The sequence below is a fragment of the Microbulbifer variabilis ATCC 700307 genome (genome assembly GCF_000380565.1).
GTDB lineage: Bacteria > Pseudomonadota > Gammaproteobacteria > Pseudomonadales > Cellvibrionaceae > Microbulbifer > Microbulbifer variabilis.
Genome location: NZ_AQYJ01000024.1, coordinates 313,359 through 332,460, shown reverse-complemented (window position 1 = coordinate 332,460; position 19,102 = coordinate 313,359). Strand labels below are relative to the sequence as shown.

The window sequence follows — 19,102 nt, the reverse complement described above, 5'->3', positions numbered from 1 at the left end:
TTCCTCCGTTGAATAGGTGACTAAGGCTGAAGTCGTATATGCTTCCACTCCGTTTGATCCCGTTCGAATCGCAACCTCTTGTGAAGCCGATTAGAACTCGACGACCAAAACTCGATTGCTTGAGGCTCGAGAACATACACTGAAAACCTCTCGGGACAAGGCAATGCGCCTACACGATCAAGCTCTTGCGCAGCAGCTAGCAGTTGATCATAGGAATCCAAAGGCTCACTTTGATGAGAAACCGTCGACATCGCGTGCAGAGGTATTGGGCGAGCGTCCCACTCTCTAACTGCCCGCTCTCGATCGAGCTGCCTAATTTTCCCACTTACGGAGAGCTGGCGACCAAGCTCGCGCCAGTAAAAATGTCCACAAGCAAAGGGGGTCTCTTCGGTATCTTTTATTTTACGGCTACAGCTGTGTGTGGCGAAGATGATACCAATGGTCGCAAAATCCAATATAGCCATGACTCGCGATGACAGAGCACCTGAGAGATTCGCTGTCGCCATTACCATCGCCCGAGGTTCACGAACCTTGTTATCGATAGCCTCCTGGAGCCATTGTCGTGCAAGAGACATGGGGTCACTAGGAGGGGTATCGTATTCAGAAAAGCTTTGATCCACTTTCCCTGTCATGCTTTCAAAAGTACTGCTCATAATTCCTTCCTAGATAAAATATTGACCAGTAGCTACCTGAAACCCATAGCCACCAACTTTGAGGAAAGGGGAGTCATTTTTTATATTGGCCATAGCATTCATACGAGAAGGTCTCCCCATTTCCACCCCCTGTGTGATCTTTATTTCTGCACCGAACTTTACCAATCCATAACGCGAAAGATGCAGTGCCAAAGGCCCCGCTGCAGAACCTGTGGCCGCATCTTCTGCAACACCATAGGCTGGAGAAAACATACGAAGTCGCCAGCTGTCTCCTATATCCGGGCTAAAACAGAGCGCTGCCATATTGTGGAAATCTGATAGTCTCCTCAGGTCTGGACTGATTTGGGCAAGCTCATCCTTATTATCCACCCCGACAAAGACGTGTCTGGGTCCCACATCATACATATCTACCGGCAATGTACTTCGCCTCACTCCAAGCGCCTCAAGTAATGCCTCTTGATAATCAAAGGATGAAATTACCGGGCAGGGCTGCTCCATTTGTATGTAAGCCGAGAAAGAATTTTCTTTAACGGATTGTACTGCAAAGTTAAAAAGGCCTTTTTTGGTTTCGATCTTTAATTCCGTAAGATCAGTTGCTTTCGATAAAGCCAATGCGGTGCCCAACAGCGGGTGCCCCGCAAAATCCAGTTCATTGACAGGCGTAAAAATCCTGACATTGACATCGCCACCTTTACTCGGGGTTCCAATAAACGTTGTTTCTGAAAGGTTAAGTTCAGCCGCAATTCTCTGCATACTATTGCTGTCCAGGTCATCGCAATCAAAGAAAACGGCTACGGGATTACCAGTAAATGGTTCTCTACCAAAGGCGTTTACAACAGTGTATCTATGCATTTTATTATTCCATTAATCGAATACTGAAAACTCTAACCAAATTAAGGAGCCTCTGAACAACTCCGTGATGCCTCTGGCTTGCAGAGTGGTTTAAAATTAAGGCGCGGCTTCGCAGGAATATCTAGACCTTTCAAGAAGTCGCAATGCGGGGTGTGAATCGCTCCGCAAGCCCCGAAGAGTGGGCCTTAAAGGTCACGGTTACTGCGTTGCAGTTCCTGCAAAGGGCTAATGCCATTCTTTGATGCTATGCCCTATGAATTTCTATCCAGCTGGTTTGCTTTCAAAGCACACATCAAAGGCTATTCGATGATCAGGCGGTCTGTTAATAATTTCCGCTGAGATATTAGGTGGCATATCAGAGAGATTAGGTTTATCTCCACACCAGATCATTAAAGCACCCCAGCGGGGAGTGTCCTCTGAGACAAGCCAAAGCTTCGTTATCATATTAGGCACAAGCTCCCATTCCTTGAGAACTTCATCGGTTAAACAGCCCTTAAGCTCATCGGGCGCGGGATCATTATCATCAAGATCCCACCAGGCTAGTTCAATACGCATTCAACCCTCATTGATAAAACGGCATCCCTCAGAATTCTGAAGCCATCCATTGTCAATACTGATTCAGGATGGAATTGCATCGAGCAAAAGTTGGGCCCTTGTAACCCGTGAACCTGGTTTGACCCCGGATCACGATAAATACGTACTTTACCTACCGGACTTTCGATATAATCCGTGTCAGATATCGCAGTAAATGTGTTGTAAAAGCCGACTGTCTCTGTTTTTCCAAAGATAGAAATCTGCTTCTGCAGCCCCTGATTAGGCTGTTCAAGTGGCTTTATCGGTAAACCTAGAAGCGAGCATAAAATCTGGTGACCAAAACAGATAGAAACAAAAGGTTGATTATTTTCCCAAGCTTCAGTCATCACACGTCGACTGGCAACAACCCGTGGATCGTTGTGATTACATGGATCACCAGGACCTGGCCCTACAATAATAAGTTTGGAATCTGTAACTGAATTAATTAAGGTGTGGGGCACGACCTTAACCTTTAAACCTGCAGCGCGCAGTTGGTACTCCATCATTGAAGTGAATGCATCTTCATTATCAAGAATCGCAACTGTAAGCCTCTCATCCTGCTCCAAAGTAGGATCGTTCATACCTGAAGTCCCACTCAACCAAAAACTGGATAGACGTTTATTTCTATTAAGTAGAGACTGGCCAATACACTCCTTCTTTGCCAGGGAATCCATTGCACTGACACCCATGGCAGCTTGAAGTGCAGCAGCTTTCGCCGCTGTTTCTTTAGTTTCCGAGTGAGGGTCAGAATCGCGTACCAAAGTAGCACCTACTCCTACTCTCATATCTCCACTCTTTAATATCTCAGCGGTACGGATAAGAATTGCCGAGTCTAGCAAAGTCCCACAATCATTATTTTCGATCATCGCTGCAAAACCACTGTAGTAGGAACGCCCACTGGTTTCATAGCGGGCTATCACCCTGGTAGCATTTTCAAGAGGACTGCCAGTTACCGTTGGTGCAAACATCGATCGCTTCAATATTTCAGAAAGTGGCAAATCCGTGGAACCTTCAATTCGGTAACCAACATGAGCTAATTGGGACATCTGAATAAGATAGGGACCCTTTGCAATGACTTCGGAAGAACATATATGAGTCATCATTTTCAGTTCTTCATCAAGAACCATTGATAACTCATCTTCCTCCTTGCCATTATTCAGAAATTCCAAAAGTCCATCCTGGGTCGGACCCAAGGAGGGAAATCGGTAGGTACCACTGATAGGCGTCATGGAAAGCGATTTCGAATTAAGTTTTATATGCATTTCCGGGGAGGCGCCTACTAAAGTAAGATCGCCCATTCTGATAAAAAATAGCCAGTAAGCTCCCTTTTCCTGCTTTACCAAGTTGCGGAAAATCGTCAATCCAACGTGATCCTTGTAATCAGCTAGCTCACCAGTAAAGGTACGCTTGATTACAAAATTTGCTCCTTCTCCCGTTCCAATTTCCTGTTCGATCACTGCCCTTACTATATTTTCATAACTTGCATCATCGGGTATAAAGTGAGCATCTCTGAGATTGACGGGGACATCCGGTAATTCAGACAGGCCTGTTTCGAGCGGTATTGTTCTATATTGATCAACGTCAAGTGCCCGAAAAGGCACTTGATCATCGATAACTGTAAAACCACGTTCTTCAATCTGACGATATGGGGTAACAACAAGTGTTCCCCAACGACATGTATTTTTCTGCTCTTCCTGAATGAGTTCCAGTTCAGCCAGATTTTCCAGTATGCGCTCGGTTCCCGTCAAAACCTCAAGTGTCGGTTGTTTATATCGCTCGGGTCGGTAAACCAATGCATAGGCATCATAATGACCATCAATAACATTTTGTAAAACATTCGATGCATTGGCGGCGCCATCAAAGGTCATTGGCATACCTCCTCTGTTGGCAATACTTTAGCGCAACATTCCGCCGCATAATTTAATGCTTGCAAATGGTCCTGCTTGGAAAAGTCAGCAATAGAATCCTGAACGAGAAAGACCTCTATATCTCTTGAATAAGCATCCACAGCACTAGCGAGAACCCCAATATGAGCGAAAACACCACAAATAATAATTTGATCGCGGTGTGTATTATGAAAAATATCATCAAGGGAAGTGGCATGGAACGCACTATAACGCCACTTGGCCAGCACCGAGTCTTCTTCCCTAGGTGCAATTTCCTCAGTAATAGCGGTATGCTCAGGACTGTTGCTCATCCCCTTTCCCCAAATATCAAAAAGAAGCCCCCGCTGTTTCTCCGACATATCTCCGCATTGCGCCGTATAAACCACTGGTATGTTATGTTTTCTTGCGTACAAAACCAGCGCCTGACAATTTTCAATCAGTGCTCTACGTAGTGGGTTCGGAAACATCTTCAGAAAATATTGCTGCATGTCATGAACCAGCAAAATACTGCGACTATTTACTTTGCTCCAATTAACAATATTGTCTGCACTTAAATCCGACGCTTGAAGTGTGTAATTCTCGATTCTTGGAATACTCATGCCCCGCCCCACATTGCCGTAGCCTCTTAATTATATATTTTCAAGAAGAAAATAATTCTGGCTTAGCAGTAAAATAAGCTGCTCGCCCTTGAAACAATCTAAATCAAGCCGGTATGCCTGCCCTAACAATCTGAGGTACCGCAATACCCAATGCCTCGAACTGCTTGCAGGGGTTCATAAATTCACGTTGAATTTTTATTTTACCGTTCTCAAATTCAAAGCTATGGATAAAATGATTTTCATAGAAACCTTCTGGATACCCTTCAAAACAGATACGGCCTTTGCCATCACACTCTACCCAAAAGAAATCCGGGTTCTGGCCATCAAATATTTTAATGTTGAACCAAAGCCAGTCAGGAAAGCACTTGAGAGACCATACAGCATGCTCCGCTAAAAGTTTTTTGCTGCGTATCATAATGGGCTCACCAGTATCGGTGGTCCAAAGACCTCCGCAGCCATCTTCAGTAAACAGTTCATGGCGCTTTAATCGATCTTGTCCCTGGGTATTCATATACTTTTCAACAATACGACGATTGTGTTGTCTTTGCTCATCTTGAGTCATGTAGTCATCTCCTATGAAGTAGAACAAATTTACGAAGGGAACACCGTTGATGCTCTATCAGTAAAAAGTAACGTTTTTTCCTACCAGTCGCTGGCAAGCTACTCCTTTATCGCTGCATAGCTTAATCATCTTGTCAGATTCAATAATTTGCTCTGAATTATCTTTATAATCCAGACCCATAAAATATTTGTACCAGGGTTCTAATCCCATGGCATAAAGAAAAACCTGCCGGGCGTTGAAGGTTTCAACCATATGATATGCCTGCTCAGCATTTGAGCCGTTTAAACGGCGTGAATGACTGATATCTTTACTCACAGGCTTAGTGTTAAGCGCACCATAAATCCATGTATAAGGCGCCCCAACACATTCCATGCCAATAGCCAGAACATCAACATCCCCAACCAACTTATGAACATGGCGATACATTACTGGATCGCTATTAGTGGCATCGGCGCCAAATAAGAATTTCTTACCCATAAGCTCAATATACCAAACGGTTTTTGAACGTATATTAAGATCGCCGTGCTCTCCCAAAAAAGGTATCGCCTCTATTTTTCCATCAGGAACTTCAACTTCCTCAATGTCGCCCACCTCTATCACTTTAAAGCCCAGCTGTTGGGCGATTAGTTTCATGGAGGGGTCAATTATTGTTCCACCATTATTAACGGGTAGAATCAGTTTATCCGCTTTATGACGTAACTGTAGTAAAGTTTCCAGATTGAAATGATCGTGATGATTATGGGTAATACAGATATAGTTAATTGTCTCAGGTAGCTCAGAGTAACTGATAACATCATCGGCATAATGTTCACCTCTAACAGGAATTACCGGATCTATTAAAATATTAATCGAACGGGTTTCCAGCATAAATGAGGCATGACCGAGAAAAGTTAATTTTACTCCACCATCAGATATTGGCTTATGACGTCTTGTCGGCGGTTGCGAGGTAAACAATTCATTGTAATGTAATCCGCCACGCACTTCGGTTCTTGAAAATATAGCTTCAGCTACTTCCCGCACTATTCCTTCTGTACGTGATTTAACTATTAAGTCTACCTCTGGCGTGCAGAAATCGACCATCCATTGCATATGATTCTCATCGGCCAGACGGGGGGTAGAGAAACAGAATGGTCTTTCCCCCACCCTGGAAAGCAAACCAAAGTAAACACTTTGTAGTGATTTTCGATAGTGTTTTGAATGATAGAGTAAAGGTTCTATTAAACGATAACCCGGATTGTGATTGATGTCCTGTACAATCTCAATGAACCCCCTTAGAGGCTCTGGAGTTTTTTTATACAGGTATTCAATCGATTTTCCGTCACTATGGGCACGGATTAATTTATCCAGTTCTTCAACCGCTTCAGAAAGTTCTAGTACATCGGTAAGTTGATTTTCCAGTTCAAGCAACAGTGATTTAATATCTTCCACCTGGTCAGCTCGGGCATTAAGAAATTCTCCACCCGTAAGAGCAGGCACTTGTGCTGCCATAATGTGAACTCTGGCATTTTCAACAAAAGAAGACATAATCCTTTTGTGCGTAATGGCCATGTAACGTGCGGCCTGAACCGGCGGAATTAAATAAGACCATGCAAACCAGTGATTAACTAAAGGTTCGAAATAGGCTTCTTCTTTCAGGTATATCAAGTCACTAGACATCCAACATCCCTATTTTGATCTAGTCAGATTTTTATTTGTTGGGGTTTTCACATTCCAGTAAAAAACATCCCCACTTCATGCCACTTGAAATTGCGCTCAGCACAATCCGATCACCTGGGTGGATCTTTCCCTGCTTCCGCTTGATATCGAGAGAAATTAATTGCTCAGCGCTGCCCATATGGCCGATTTCCGCCACTAGATCTGCGTTGGTTTTATCCAATGGTATCCCTAGCCTTGATGCCAGACTCTCCATACTTTGCCGACCTTCTAATGTATGTAAGAGGGTAAATTCAGATTTTAAACTCCACCCCGCTTCAGCCATACAGGATTCAATCATTTGAAGAGTATTGTCAGCACGTAGTTTCAGAAAACCTTCGAGATCACTACCGGAAAAACGATAGAGATCCATTACCCTTTCACGACCGAGTTGGTCTTCGCGACTGTCATGATTGGGCAGTAGTACCGGATTTAGACCTCCACCCCGCTCGATTCGCATCATATCCACGAAGCGGGTTTCAGAGATATCACGACCTCCCCTATAGTAAAAACTACACCCTTTCGTCGGCGAATCAGATTTGCTCACAATGGCAGCCACAGCGCCATCTGTAAGAATCGCATTCATTAATCCGAACCGATCAAGGTGAGGCTCACTAACGCGTTGGGCATGCACAATCACACCCACTTGGCCCACTTCCAAACTGTCTATCAGGGCGCTAGCACTAATCCAGGTACTGATACTGGAGCCACAGCCTTCCACCAGGTTTAGGGTTTTAACTTGTAGGCCTCCCAACTCAGCACCAATCTGGCATGCGAAGTCGATACCAATGAAATCTGGTACATTGGATTGGCCACCAACTATAAAACCAATATCATCGACGCTATATCCTGACTCATCCAAAGCTTTGACGACAGCCTGAGCGCCGAACTCTCGGACACTGCCATTGTGCACCCAATATTTGTCATATCCGGCGTGTCGAATTGCCCTCAGATGCATTTCATTAGGATGGTCCAAATCCTCCAATCGATGAGGTTTAGCCAGGACATGGCCAAGTCCAATCATTCTCATTCCACGACCTCCACAGTAGTTTGTCCACAGATCGTTTGAATAGATTGAGTTTTGTCACGTTCTACATCAGTCGTTATCAAAACGCATTCCAGGGTATTACCTAACAGCCGAGCCACATCAACCTCAATATTGTCCCTGTCCTTCAAATTGATCGCGAGCTGAAGTGCCAGGAATGAGTTCCCACCCAGTTCAATAAAATTATCAGTTGGCCGAACGTCCGTTTCATTTAGGAGCTGCTCTACCTCGCGAATTAGCGCTTTTTGATCAGTACTCTTCCTGTTCATACATACTCCTCCTTAACGACATTCTGTCGGTTTTTCCTCTTTCGTTAATCGGCCATTGTTTATCATCAAACAATCTATATCGACTGGGCCTTAAGTAAGGCGGTAGCTTTGAGCAGGCCAGTCGTAGCTCCCGCGTTGATAGTTCAACATCTCTGCATCCCCTAACACAGGCCAATAACAGATCTCCTTGATTGCTGGTATTCTCGACCCAAACCACAGCCTCATCTACTTTCTCATGGGACTGTAAATACTCCTCAATTTCGTATGGCTCTACACGAAAACCGTTAATTTTTTGGTAACCACTGGATCGGCCGATAAAAACAAATCTGCCCTGTTCGTCGAGCCGGCATATATCCCCAGAGTGATATCCATCGGTTAGAGGCTCTCCACCTTCATAGCCCGCAAATACTTGTGTACCACAAATTTTAAGCTCGCCGAATTCCAAATCCTGAACGTCAGCTCCATTGAGCTCCAAATTTTCGGCTTCCAGATCATTAGAATTCAGCAATTCAAATTTAATGCCGGGAAAAGGCTTGCCGATAGGTATCGACTCCAGAGCCAGGTCACCTTTGGTGACAACATGAGTTGCGCAAAACACCGTTGTCTCCGAAGGTCCGTAGGCGTTAATTAGCCTCACCTTCGCTTTGTCTAACTGGTTAAAGAAGGGTGAAAAAGTACTGGTTGAGAGCTTCTCTCCTGCAAATAGGATTTCCGTTAAAGGGTAGTCCTCCCAATTTACAGATCCTGCTTCACTGGAGAACAGGTAGCGGAATTCAGAGGGCGTCACCGACAATACATTTATTCCCGCTTTAGCCATCAACCTTTGTGTAGATCTGGCGTCAGGCTTTTTATTTTCATCCAGAACTACCAGACACCCGCAATGCACCAAGCACCCAAAGGTTTCCCATATCGCGTAGTCAAAAGAGAGATCGTGAGTCCACAACCATTTAGCATACAGGTCAATTTTCAATGCTTTTTGGGAATTTTCCAAAAAGGAGGAGAGCTGGCCACGCATAATAGGTACAATTTTGGGTTCACCTGTTGTACCAGAGGTTCTCACGCAATAGACTTCATCACCGGCGATATCACTTCTTACCAGACCCCGGTTTGATTCGGGTAACTTCCAGAAGGTCCCAATTCCTCTTAATGAAAGGCCACCATTAAGTGGTAATTCAGTATCTGTCAGGATACCCACACAATTTGCTCTTTTAGCTTCCTGAATCTGTTCGGATTTATCGAAGCCCCGGGGTAATGACATAAAGGATACGCCCGCGATCAAACAGCCAAGCATCAACTCATATAGCGCTATGGATCGAGGTATATCCAAAGCCAGGCGCTCACCCGGTAAGATAGCCATCTCTGTTAATTGGGTAGCAATATTTTGTGCGGACTCACAGAGTTGGCGATATGATCTCACCTTATCGTTATGTATTACAGCAGGAGCCTCCGGGTTCTCCTCCAGGGCTTTATTTAATGCCTCAACTACAGGTTGTAGCCCAAAACCCAGCTTCATCACCGTTTCTCTATACGCTTCCATACTCTTTCTTCTGCTTAAACAGTTGTACTGTCACGGCTAGGCTCTACAGAACAGGACGACCTCTGACCTAAACAGTATTCCCAAGTACCCACTTAAATACGCGATATTCGTAGGACGGATTTTTAACTAAAGTTAATGAATAAACGGGTTAAAACATTCGCGTAAGCTCTTTAGGATCACGCTCAACTCTTGATAGACCAATGGCTTCTTCTGGTACAAATTTGGAAAATCCACCATGGCGGGCTCCCACATTAACGTCCCTCCAGATTCGTTCCAGAGGGCTACCTTTATCCAGTCCCGAAGCTCCATATATCCAAAGCAGGTCTTGAACAATCGACAAACAACCACGCATGATCTGTGTCGCACGTCCACGAATAGCAACCCGATCTTCAGTCGTTAATGTTATTTCTGGCTTTCGCGCAGCATGGTCAATGGTGTCAGCATTAAATTCCGCTGCCCGCTGGTAGATATCAAAACTGCTCCAAAGTCGCCCTATTTCAGACCTGATAGCCCCCGAATCGCTCATTGATGTATAGGTACTACCAAGAACAGGGTGTTTTCCGGCAGCGGCTGCAACATACTCCAAACCTGCTTCTGTCGCGCCGAGCATAGAACCCACCAGGCAATTCATCAGTACACCAGTGAAAAGACCTGCGTAGGATGCATGTTCTTCCCTGCCAGCTAATGCATTTAACCTACGATTCTCACCGGAGAGAATATGAGAATAGTTCTCCACATTACTATTGGGGATCTCAATATCCCTAGCCCGCACTGTGAGACTTTGCGTACCTCGCAAGCCAGCTGAGTTCCAACTTGCAGCTACATCCAGCTGCTCTGCGGGAACAGCGACCACTTGAATATCTTGGGTATCCGCACCTTCAACGGTCGCCAGACAGAAAAAATAACTGGCATAGGTAGATCCTGATGCGTATCGCCATTCACCATTTAGAAGCCATTGATTCGATGTGGGATTTTTTTTCAGCGACCCTGGTCGTCCAAGTACCATGGCCAGAATTTTATTCCGCTCCATGGAGTAGGGCTGTGCCTCTAGCGAATGAAAACAACCACGCATAGTCCACGCTGAATTGGATACACCGGCAATCCATGCTAGAGATGCATCGGTCTTCCCGAGAATTCGGCAAACACGAAGAACTTCACGTAATGACCCCGGGCCAGAATCTCTGTTTTCATCCAGGATTTTTACGATGTCAGAGGAACCAAGCACTTCTATCAAACCACTCGACAGCTCTTCCCGATCCCCCTCAGAAAAAGTACTAACTACTCTCTCAATTTCAATATCGTTGTCAGTACTTGACAGTGGTAAAGCATTCAATTTAATCGACATGCGCGGATCTCCAATCTCTAATTTTTTCCTGTGCCTCTTTTATGGCAAAATCAACAAACTCAGGCGATGTCGCCATACGTTTAGGCATCACTGACGAATCAAACATTTTCCAAAAGAAGGGCAGACTCGCTGCCGGATCATTAATGGTGTAACCACATGAGGATCGACTGACAAGATCTTGTTTATTATATTCGGACCGGGTTTCCTGGCGGCGGGCGTAAGTCGTCGCCCACCCGGTTTTATGGGGTCCGGGTTCAATACAACCCACTTGAATTCCAAAATCCTGTAGTTCAAGACGCAAGGTATCGGCTATAGCTTCAATAGCATATTTACTAATTTGATATGCACCTAAAAGAGGCCAGCAGGCCACACCACTCATACTCGAAACCAGTAATATTCGTGATGCTTCGCCCTCACGCATCATTGGTATTAGTGGCCGAATTACATTAAGCGTACCCTCAACATTCGTTTTAAACTGCTCCCTGATTTGCTCGCTGGACAAGTCCTCCAGTGTTCCAAATTGTGCGAAACCGGCAGCAGTGACTACCCGCGTTGGTTTTCCAACTTCCTTAACCGCTTGATGTAATTTTTCGCTTAGCGTGAATGAATCTCTGACATCTGCAATACACGGCACAAAGAGATCTTTGTATTCCTCCAACATTGCTATAGCAGCATTATCAGAGCGAGTAATACCAATAACCGGTTCACCACGATCCCTAATGATCGAATCTGTCCAGCAACGACCCAGCCCACTTGAACATCCACTTAGCACCCAAATATTCATGTATTTAGAACCTCCCTTTGTACTGAATCCTGCCTACTGCTTCGAGACAGATAGGCCGCAACTGATAAGCCCAGAGCAATCAATAGGAAGCACACCAACGTTGCTAATCCCGTGATACCCGGAGACTCCCGGAGATTGGTAGCAGTTATCTCGAGATCAATTCCTAATTTCAGCCGTACAATCCAGTCAAAAAGAATTGCCACTATAACTGCCCCCATAGCACTCAACGCCTGACGTATAGAGTTAAAAAATGCTGCGGCCCGCCCCAGAGCCTCAAAGCTAACCCTGCTAAGTGCCAAGTTGGCGAGCGGTGCAAAGGCCAGGCCGGTACCCGCCCCTCCGATCATCATGACCAGGAAAAGCGCTATAAAAGTGACTGTTCCTCCCGGCATAAGAACACCAATAAAACCCAGTAACCCATTGGCAAGAGCAAATAGCATCAAACCACTTCTAACTATTCCTTCAGGTTTTATACGATCGGATAGATGGCCAGCGTAGGGGCCCACCAGGGCGTTGGACAGGGCGATTGTCATCATTAGTACACTGATAGCCACTGGACCAAAGTTCATGCATACATCCAGGAGGAAAGCTAATGGTAAATAGAAGCTAGCGACCCCTAATCCCAGTAATCCCGAAATAAAACAGATCCTGAAAAAAGTACCGTCAAACCACAACTCAGGGGATAAAATGTAAGCACTTTTATTCTTCACTTCTTTGCGAATCAAAATAGCAATGACTGCAGCTCCGATTAATATCAAAGCTATACCTACTCCCCGTAATATCCCCGCGACACTGATATAGTGAATACCTATAATTACACCAGCCAGACAGAGCCCATAAACTGCACTGGCAAAGGTTTCCGATAGTCGGATACCACTACCGGGATCACCGGGCAAACACCGCAGGGCGATAACTAAAGCGGCCAGCACAAAAGGAATATTAATCCACATTACCCAACGCCAATCCGCAGTCGTTAATAGTAATTGTGTAATCACCGGACCGGTAGCAGTTGCAATTCCTGCAACTGCACCCCAAATCCCTAACGCTGTCCCCCGTCCCCCTTTAGCAAAGAGGATAGAAATGTAGGCCATGCTTTGAGATGTCAAAAAGCCAGCGCCAATTCCCATCAATGCACGCCCAACAATAACCTCTACAAAGGTTTGTCCTGCCCCACTAATCGCAGCCCCCAAGCCCAAAACCAGAAGTGCACCTATTAATACAATTTTTCTATCTGTCGAATCTCCGAGCCGCCCCCCCAAAAGAAGAGATGCAGCATAAGTGATAAGATAAATATTATTGATCCAGGCAACCCTGGCTGGACTGACCGTGAATTCATCCATCAGAGTTGTGTACATCAATGGCACAGTGGTCATATCCATCATGACAATAAAAAAACCAAGGCATAGCCCAACAAAAGAAATGTGCTTATATTTCACTCTTCTTTTTCCTTGTTGGTGAATTTCTATACGGAAGCTTGAAGGGTTAAATGCCATGCGGGTAGTCTTGTCCTGCCATGACTATCCTTTTCAATCCTTAACCCTTTCTTTCTCTGGAAGTCTTCAATAGCGGCAGCATTCCCTTTGTATTCAACTCTGTCCACACACTTTATGCTCCAGCCACTGGCCTCAACACTAGCTGCAATCTCAGATAGTTCGTTAGCCAGGGGCTTGGGCATTCCTAGTCTCGAGGGTGCGAAAGTAATCAAATGAAAAACCGTTTCTTTTGTGGCCAGTCGGCGCATTTCCTCTAAATAGGCGATGCGCTTATCTGCAGGTATCGCATGATAAACTGCCGAATCCAAAATGAAGTTGAACCCCGACTGCAAACCCGTATTGCAAGCATCACGTACCTCAAACGATATGCCGGAATCAGGATATACTTCCCGGCATTTCTCAATCGCTGTAGAAGAAGTATCTATTGCTATCACTTGATAACCTCGATCAGCAGCTGCTTTTGCGTTTCGACCAAGACCACAGCCGATATCCAACAGGCGACCGGGATGAGCTCTATCAAGAATTTCGCAAACCGCGGGTTGCGGTACTCCGATTTCCCAGGGAACGCTCGTTATTTCTGCACTCCCGATTAATGATTTGCCTTCATACACACCATTGAAATCAGCATGATCATATTCGCTCATAAAATATCCTTAAATTCTATTTGGCCCGATATATTTTGAATAGAATATTTAATCTATATCGAAATATTCCTGTCCTGGCATTCATTTAACTTCAACCGAACCAACCTCGTATAGAAGATCCAAACTTTAAGGCCAAATGGATATCAGCCCAACAGGTTAGCTCCAAATACCGGCTAGAGTTCAACTTGAGATAAATGGAAATATTTTTTACTGGCGCTGGATAAAAACGTCATTAACCTGGGAAATGATATCTATTGTCTCATCCCAACCAATACAGCCGTCGGTGACTGAAACACCGTATTTCATTATATCCTTTGGTAAATGAATGGCTTGCTTACCTTCATTAAGGTTACTTTCCAACATTAATCCGACAATTGAGCTATTACTGTGTTTTAGTTGTTGAATAAGGTTATCGACAACCACCCTCTGCTGCCTGAAATCGTAATTGGAATTTGCATGGCTGCAGTCAATTACCAAATTACTGGGCAGCCTTGCTTCGGATAGAGTGCGAGCTACCTCTTCGACTGCTCGTTTCTCGTAGTTGGGATTCTCCCCACCTCTTAAAACAATATGAGTATTCAGGTTTCCCAGGCTGTTGATCACTGAAATTCTTCCATCTGAGTCGATTCCAAGAAAACTGTGTTTTCCAGACGCAGACTTCATGGCATTCATGGCTACCTGAATATTTCCATCGGTATTATTCTTAAATCCAACCGGCATAGATAACCCACTAACCATTTCACGATGGGTCTGTGACTCAGTGGTTCTGGCACCGATGGCCGCCCAGCTTATTAAATCTCCCAGATACTGAGGTGTTACCGGGTCCAATACTTCCGTTGCTACGGGAATTTCAAGCTCCGCCAGGTTGATCAATAGTTTTCTGGCGGCGGTTAGACCAGCTTCCACATCAAAGGAGCTATCTAACTTAGGATCATTGATAAATCCTTTCCAGCCAACTGTCGTCCTTGGTTTTTCAAAATAGACCCGCATAACAATTAGTAGATTTTCACTGTAATTGTCACTCAGGGACTTGAGGCGACTCGCATATTCCTTGGCGGCATCGATATCATGAATTGAACAAGGCCCCACAATTACTAAAAATCGCGGGTCTTTCCCATGTAAAATCTCGGTTATTGATTGCCTGGAGCGCTGAATAAAATCAGCCACATCAACGCTAACAGGATAGGCGGACCAGAGTTTTCTCGGGCTTACGATGCGATTAGCTGAAACAAAATTCAGGTTATTGGTTTGACTTGGCACAAGAACATCGAGCATATCAACAATCCTTATTCAACAATAGAAACCAACTTTACAATCTATTAAATACCTTTAACCACTATGTGAAATTTAAAATACAAAGGAATCCCTACCAGAGTGAAAATTCCAGATCAACAAAAAAGGAATCCTGTCAGTACAAAAAATTAAATCTTACATAATGTACTCTTGATTTAAATCAATTCACAACTAGAGTGTTTTCTGCACGAGAGTCACAGACAAGCGACTAGTTCTTCTTTATAAGAAAACTATCAGTTTTCACAATAAGAATATGCATTACACTCTTCCGTTTTATAAAAATAATTTTATATGGCCGACACTTAAAGCCATATTGACATTATTACTATATACCAACTCAGGCTTGGTAAATTGCAACACTTTAATATTTCACAGCATCCTGCAATGAATCGATAATAACCTTATTACTTTATAAAGAAACTATGCTCTAGCTAACTCAGATGAAATTATCATTCAAAATATACAGTTTCATTACAAAACACCGTCATATACTTTTTTTCTGTGGAGAAATTTCACCCTTAACTATAAAAAGCAGGCACACATAACTCACTTAACGGTTATCATTTTGAGCAACTGCTTCACCTTTCTAGATATTCATAGAATTAAATCTTATAACGAAACATTGGTGCGAATTTCAAATTCCACCATGGCAAATACCTCCACCTGGCAAATAACGTCTTGATCTTTCAGCCATCCCCTTCACTGAACACCCTCAGATGAACAACAAATATAGCATTCCCTCTACAGTTAAAATCTCAACTCTCGGCACTCATGCTTTATTTAATTGAATTTATTAACCGATCATCTGCAAGGTGATGGAAACTCTTTACACCTACAATTTTACATCTTTGGACTTCAGAATTTTTTCAAGCAAACATAGCAGTCAACTTAAAAACAGAGATTACAGAGGTGAAAAAAAAATAAAAGCCGCCAATGCAAAAATAAAACTTTCACGGCCAAAATAGATGACCATGTCACATTTTTTCTCATATAATTTTAAATTTCAAATTTGGTATAACCAATCAACATCGCATTAAAGTATTAAATGCTTGTTATTTTTTACAAAAAATTAAACTTAAGTTTACAAAGCCCTTACAGGAATCATATTTCTAAAATTTTCACGCGGCCAATTTTTAGTTGGAGTTTTATCCCTCATAGATCATTAGAGGTTGCCTTAAGCTTTACCTACTTAAAACGATGGTGTCACTTATTTTTAATTTGACCAAAAAATATCGATAGCAATACTTTTAAAGCGCTCCTGAGGTAATTTATTCATCGAACATTACAATGCATATTGTTTTACCAACCAGAGATATGAATTGATAAAAATCAATTTTTATCCCCACTTACCAAACAGCGGCGAGCTTTTATTTACCATCCGTGACAATTGGCTAGTGCAGAGATCTCTTATAAGAGTTTAAAAATAATAGAAAACTGTGATTGGTAAAAATAAATTTCATGAAGTGCAATGGCTCGTATAAGTAAAAATAGCTGCCAACTTATGCCTGACCTGGCAATAATTTTGGTCTTATGCCGAATTTTAATCGACCAACTTCACAGCGTGTAACAGTGATGCCTACAAAAAAAGACAGTATTTATTTCCACTGAAAAGGAAGGGAGTTGGGAACCTTTAGTCGTCCGGGTGAGTTCATCGGATAGTCGGGCTTTTCCAAACTTTCCGCCGATCGCTGTTTTCATTTCCCTGAGAACTGCCACAAATAGTTCATAGTCAGATAGATATAGCTCACTTAACAGCCGTCACACGGTCCTAGAGACTGTTGAAGCACAGAGGACACAGAGCTGAACCACTACGTCATTGGGCGTGGAAGCTATACTTTGAAATCTATTTGACAAGCTTCAAGAGACTTGTAAATTTGAATAGGTGACGGCGGCATCAATTCAATAAAAGCTTTTATAAACCAGCGGGTTACAGCCTCTAAATAATTTCAGTCACTTATTCAAAGATTATAGTGCTAGGAGTGTATACTCTTTACTGTTCCCAGACGCCATTAGACAACCTCCCCTGCAGCATGACCTGAAGCCCAAGCCCATTGGAAGTTAAAACCTCCCAACCATCCGGTCACATCAAGCACTTCCCCAATAAAGAAGAGCCCCGCCTGGGTTTTACATTCCATTGTGCGCGAAGAAATCTGTTCAGTATTCACCCCACCCAAGGTAACTTCGGCAGTGCGATACCCCTCGGTGCCCGCGGGTACCAGCTTCCAGATTTGCAGCTTGCTACCCATATCGCGAAGTTCACCGTCCCCAAATTGCTTCAAGGGGCGGCTGGAGAGGTTTTCTCGTTGCAGGAAATACTGCACCAGCTTTTTACTCCAGATCTCGGCCAATACGCTATGTAAATGGCTTTCCGGATTCTGTTGGCGACGCTGCTGTAGCCAGTCAGGCAGACTATGGTTAGGGGCAAGATTAATTACAACTTCCTTGCCTTCACTCCAGTGACTGGAAGCCTGTAAAACTGCTGGGCCGCTCACCCCCCGGTGAGTAAATAGCATTTGCTCTAGGAAACTGCCCTCGCCACAGGAGGCAGAGACTTCAAGAGCACTACCCGGCAGAGTGCTTTGCCGTTCCAGCTGGCGTTTGTGTTGGGTAAAAGGTACCAACGCTGGACGAGTGGGAACCAAGTCCAGGCCAAACTGCCTGGCAATTTCATAGCCAAACCCTGTAGCCCCCATAGTGGGAATCGAAAGACCACCTGTAGCCACTACCAAGGACTCACAGGTAACGGTGCCCAAACTGGTTTTCACCTGATAGCCCGCGGCTTGCGCCTTTATCGTGGATACAGAACAACGAGTGCGAATCTGTGCTTTGGCTGCACGACACTCAGCTAGCAGCAGGTCGACGATATCCTTGGACTTGTTATCGCAGAATAGCTGGCCGAGAGTTTTCTCGTGATAGGGAATCCCATATTTTTCAACCAGTGCAATAAATTCCCACTGGCTATAACGTGCCAAGGCGGATTTACAAAAGTGGGGATTACGACTGTAAAAATTTTCAGCGCTGGTATAGAGATTGGTGAAATTACAGCGACCACCACCGGACATCAGAATTTTTTTACCGACCTTATTCGCATGGTCCAGTACCAGCACACTGCGACCACGCTGCCCAGCTGTGGCAGCACACATTAATCCCGCTGCCCCGGCACCGATAATCAATACATCGACGCACTCAGGCAACTGGCTATTGGATATTTCAGACATGGAAAGATAGCTTATGCAGCTCAATCGCCCTTGGCGATCAGGTCCGGGGCAGGGTTACACCACGCTGCCCCTGGTATTTACCACCTCGATCTGCATAAGACACATCACAGACCTCATCAGATTCGAAAAACAGCATCTGTGCCACGCCTTCGTTGGCATAGATCTTCGCCGGCAGATTAGTAGTATTTGAGAACTCAAGGGTCACGTGCCCTTCCCACTCGGGTTCCAACGGAGTGACATTGACGATAATCCCACAGCGCGCGTAAGTGGATTTACCCAAGCAAATAGTCAGCACCGAGCGGGGAATACGGAAATACTCCACCGTACGTGCCAGGGCAAAGGAATTCGGCGGAATAATACAGTACTCACCTTCGACATCGACAAAGCTGTTCTCATCGAATGTCTTGGGATCCACGGTAGCAGAGTGCACATTGGTGAAGATCTTAAATTCACGGGCACAACGCACATCATAACCATAACTAGAAGTGCCATAGGAGATGAGTCTGTCGCCATCATTGCCATGACGTACCTGGCCCGGCTCAAAAGGCTCAATCATGCCGTGCTGCTCAGCCATCCGGCGAATCCACTTATCGGACTTGATACTCACTCCGTCCCCCTAAAAAGAATAATCAGTACTCAACAAAAGAGGCGGAATCA

At 44.4% G+C, this 19,102-nt stretch carries 17 protein-coding genes; all 17 read right to left on the bottom strand.

The window, feature by feature from the left end:
* Positions 1 to 20: 20 nt before the first annotated feature.
* The 17 genes from G367_RS0108335 to dcd all read right to left on the bottom strand — a co-directional run bounded on the left by G367_RS0108335 (position 21) and on the right by dcd (position 19,052).
* Positions 21 to 653 (bottom strand): pyridoxal 5'-phosphate synthase, encoded by a 633-nt coding sequence (locus G367_RS0108335; protein WP_020412662.1) that lies wholly within the window; start codon positions 651 to 653, stop codon positions 21 to 23.
* Positions 654 to 662: 9 nt separating this feature from the next.
* Positions 663 to 1,505 (bottom strand): PhzF family protein, encoded by an 843-nt coding sequence (locus G367_RS0108330; protein ID WP_020412661.1) that lies wholly within the window; start codon positions 1,503 to 1,505, stop codon positions 663 to 665.
* 261 nt (positions 1,506 to 1,766) lie between these two features.
* On the bottom strand, positions 1,767 to 2,060 hold the full coding sequence (locus G367_RS23380; protein WP_020412660.1) for a hypothetical protein: 294 nt from the start codon (positions 2,058 to 2,060) through the stop codon (positions 1,767 to 1,769).
* Positions 2,045 to 3,946, bottom strand: a complete 1,902-nt coding sequence (locus tag G367_RS0108320) for an anthranilate synthase family protein (protein WP_020412659.1) — start codon at positions 3,944 to 3,946, stop codon at positions 2,045 to 2,047. Before G367_RS0108320 ends, G367_RS23380 begins: the two co-directional genes overlap by 16 nt.
* A complete protein-coding gene (locus G367_RS0108315) occupies positions 3,943 to 4,563 on the bottom strand; it encodes an isochorismatase family protein (protein WP_020412658.1) in 621 nt (206 codons plus the stop codon). The genes G367_RS0108320 and G367_RS0108315 overlap by 4 nt, the downstream gene beginning before the upstream one ends.
* Before the next feature lie 103 nt (positions 4,564 to 4,666).
* A complete protein-coding gene (locus G367_RS0108310) occupies positions 4,667 to 5,125 on the bottom strand; it encodes a PhzA/PhzB family protein (RefSeq protein ID WP_020412657.1) in 459 nt (152 codons plus the stop codon).
* A 57-nt stretch (positions 5,126 to 5,182) separates the two neighbouring features.
* On the bottom strand, positions 5,183 to 6,781 hold the full coding sequence (locus G367_RS0108305; protein WP_020412656.1) for an MBL fold metallo-hydrolase: 1,599 nt from the start codon (positions 6,779 to 6,781) through the stop codon (positions 5,183 to 5,185).
* Positions 6,782 to 6,812: 31 nt separating this feature from the next.
* Positions 6,813 to 7,847 (bottom strand): 3-oxoacyl-[acyl-carrier-protein] synthase III C-terminal domain-containing protein, encoded by a 1,035-nt coding sequence (locus G367_RS0108300; protein ID WP_020412655.1) that lies wholly within the window; start codon positions 7,845 to 7,847, stop codon positions 6,813 to 6,815.
* Entirely contained in the window at positions 7,844 to 8,131 is a 288-nt protein-coding gene (locus G367_RS23375; RefSeq protein ID WP_020412654.1) for a phosphopantetheine-binding protein, read from the bottom strand. Before G367_RS23375 ends, G367_RS0108300 begins: the two co-directional genes overlap by 4 nt.
* Positions 8,112 to 9,668, bottom strand: coding sequence for an AMP-binding protein (locus G367_RS0108290; RefSeq protein ID WP_211214913.1), 1,557 nt, complete (start codon positions 9,666 to 9,668; stop codon positions 8,112 to 8,114). The genes G367_RS23375 and G367_RS0108290 overlap by 20 nt, the downstream gene beginning before the upstream one ends.
* 148 nt (positions 9,669 to 9,816) lie before the next feature.
* On the bottom strand, positions 9,817 to 11,013 hold the full coding sequence (locus G367_RS0108285; RefSeq protein ID WP_020412652.1) for an acyl-CoA dehydrogenase family protein: 1,197 nt from the start codon (positions 11,011 to 11,013) through the stop codon (positions 9,817 to 9,819).
* On the bottom strand, positions 11,003 to 11,797 hold the full coding sequence (locus tag G367_RS0108280; RefSeq protein ID WP_020412651.1) for an SDR family NAD(P)-dependent oxidoreductase: 795 nt from the start codon (positions 11,795 to 11,797) through the stop codon (positions 11,003 to 11,005). Before G367_RS0108280 ends, G367_RS0108285 begins: the two co-directional genes overlap by 11 nt.
* Positions 11,794 to 13,233: an MFS transporter gene (locus tag G367_RS0108275; protein ID WP_020412650.1), complete on the bottom strand. Its 1,440-nt coding sequence runs from the start codon at positions 13,231 to 13,233 to the stop codon at positions 11,794 to 11,796. Before G367_RS0108275 ends, G367_RS0108280 begins: the two co-directional genes overlap by 4 nt.
* Before the next feature lie 26 nt (positions 13,234 to 13,259).
* Positions 13,260 to 13,934: a class I SAM-dependent methyltransferase gene (locus G367_RS0108270; protein WP_020412649.1), complete on the bottom strand. Its 675-nt coding sequence runs from the start codon at positions 13,932 to 13,934 to the stop codon at positions 13,260 to 13,262.
* A gap of 207 nt (positions 13,935 to 14,141) precedes the next feature.
* Positions 14,142 to 15,209 (bottom strand): 3-deoxy-7-phosphoheptulonate synthase, encoded by a 1,068-nt coding sequence (locus G367_RS0108265; RefSeq protein WP_020412648.1) that lies wholly within the window; start codon positions 15,207 to 15,209, stop codon positions 14,142 to 14,144.
* Positions 15,210 to 17,236: 2,027 nt separating this feature from the next.
* Positions 17,237 to 18,445 carry a BaiN/RdsA family NAD(P)/FAD-dependent oxidoreductase gene (locus G367_RS0108260; protein WP_020412647.1) on the bottom strand — a complete coding sequence of 403 codons (1,209 nt, stop codon included), beginning with the start codon at positions 18,443 to 18,445 and terminating at the stop codon, positions 17,237 to 17,239.
* Positions 18,446 to 18,482: 37 nt separating this feature from the next.
* The gene (gene dcd, locus G367_RS0108255) at positions 18,483 to 19,052 is read right to left on the bottom strand and encodes a dCTP deaminase (RefSeq protein ID WP_020412646.1); all 570 of its coding nucleotides are present in this window, start codon (positions 19,050 to 19,052) and stop codon (positions 18,483 to 18,485) included.
* Between the last annotated feature and the right edge of the window lie 50 nt (positions 19,053 to 19,102).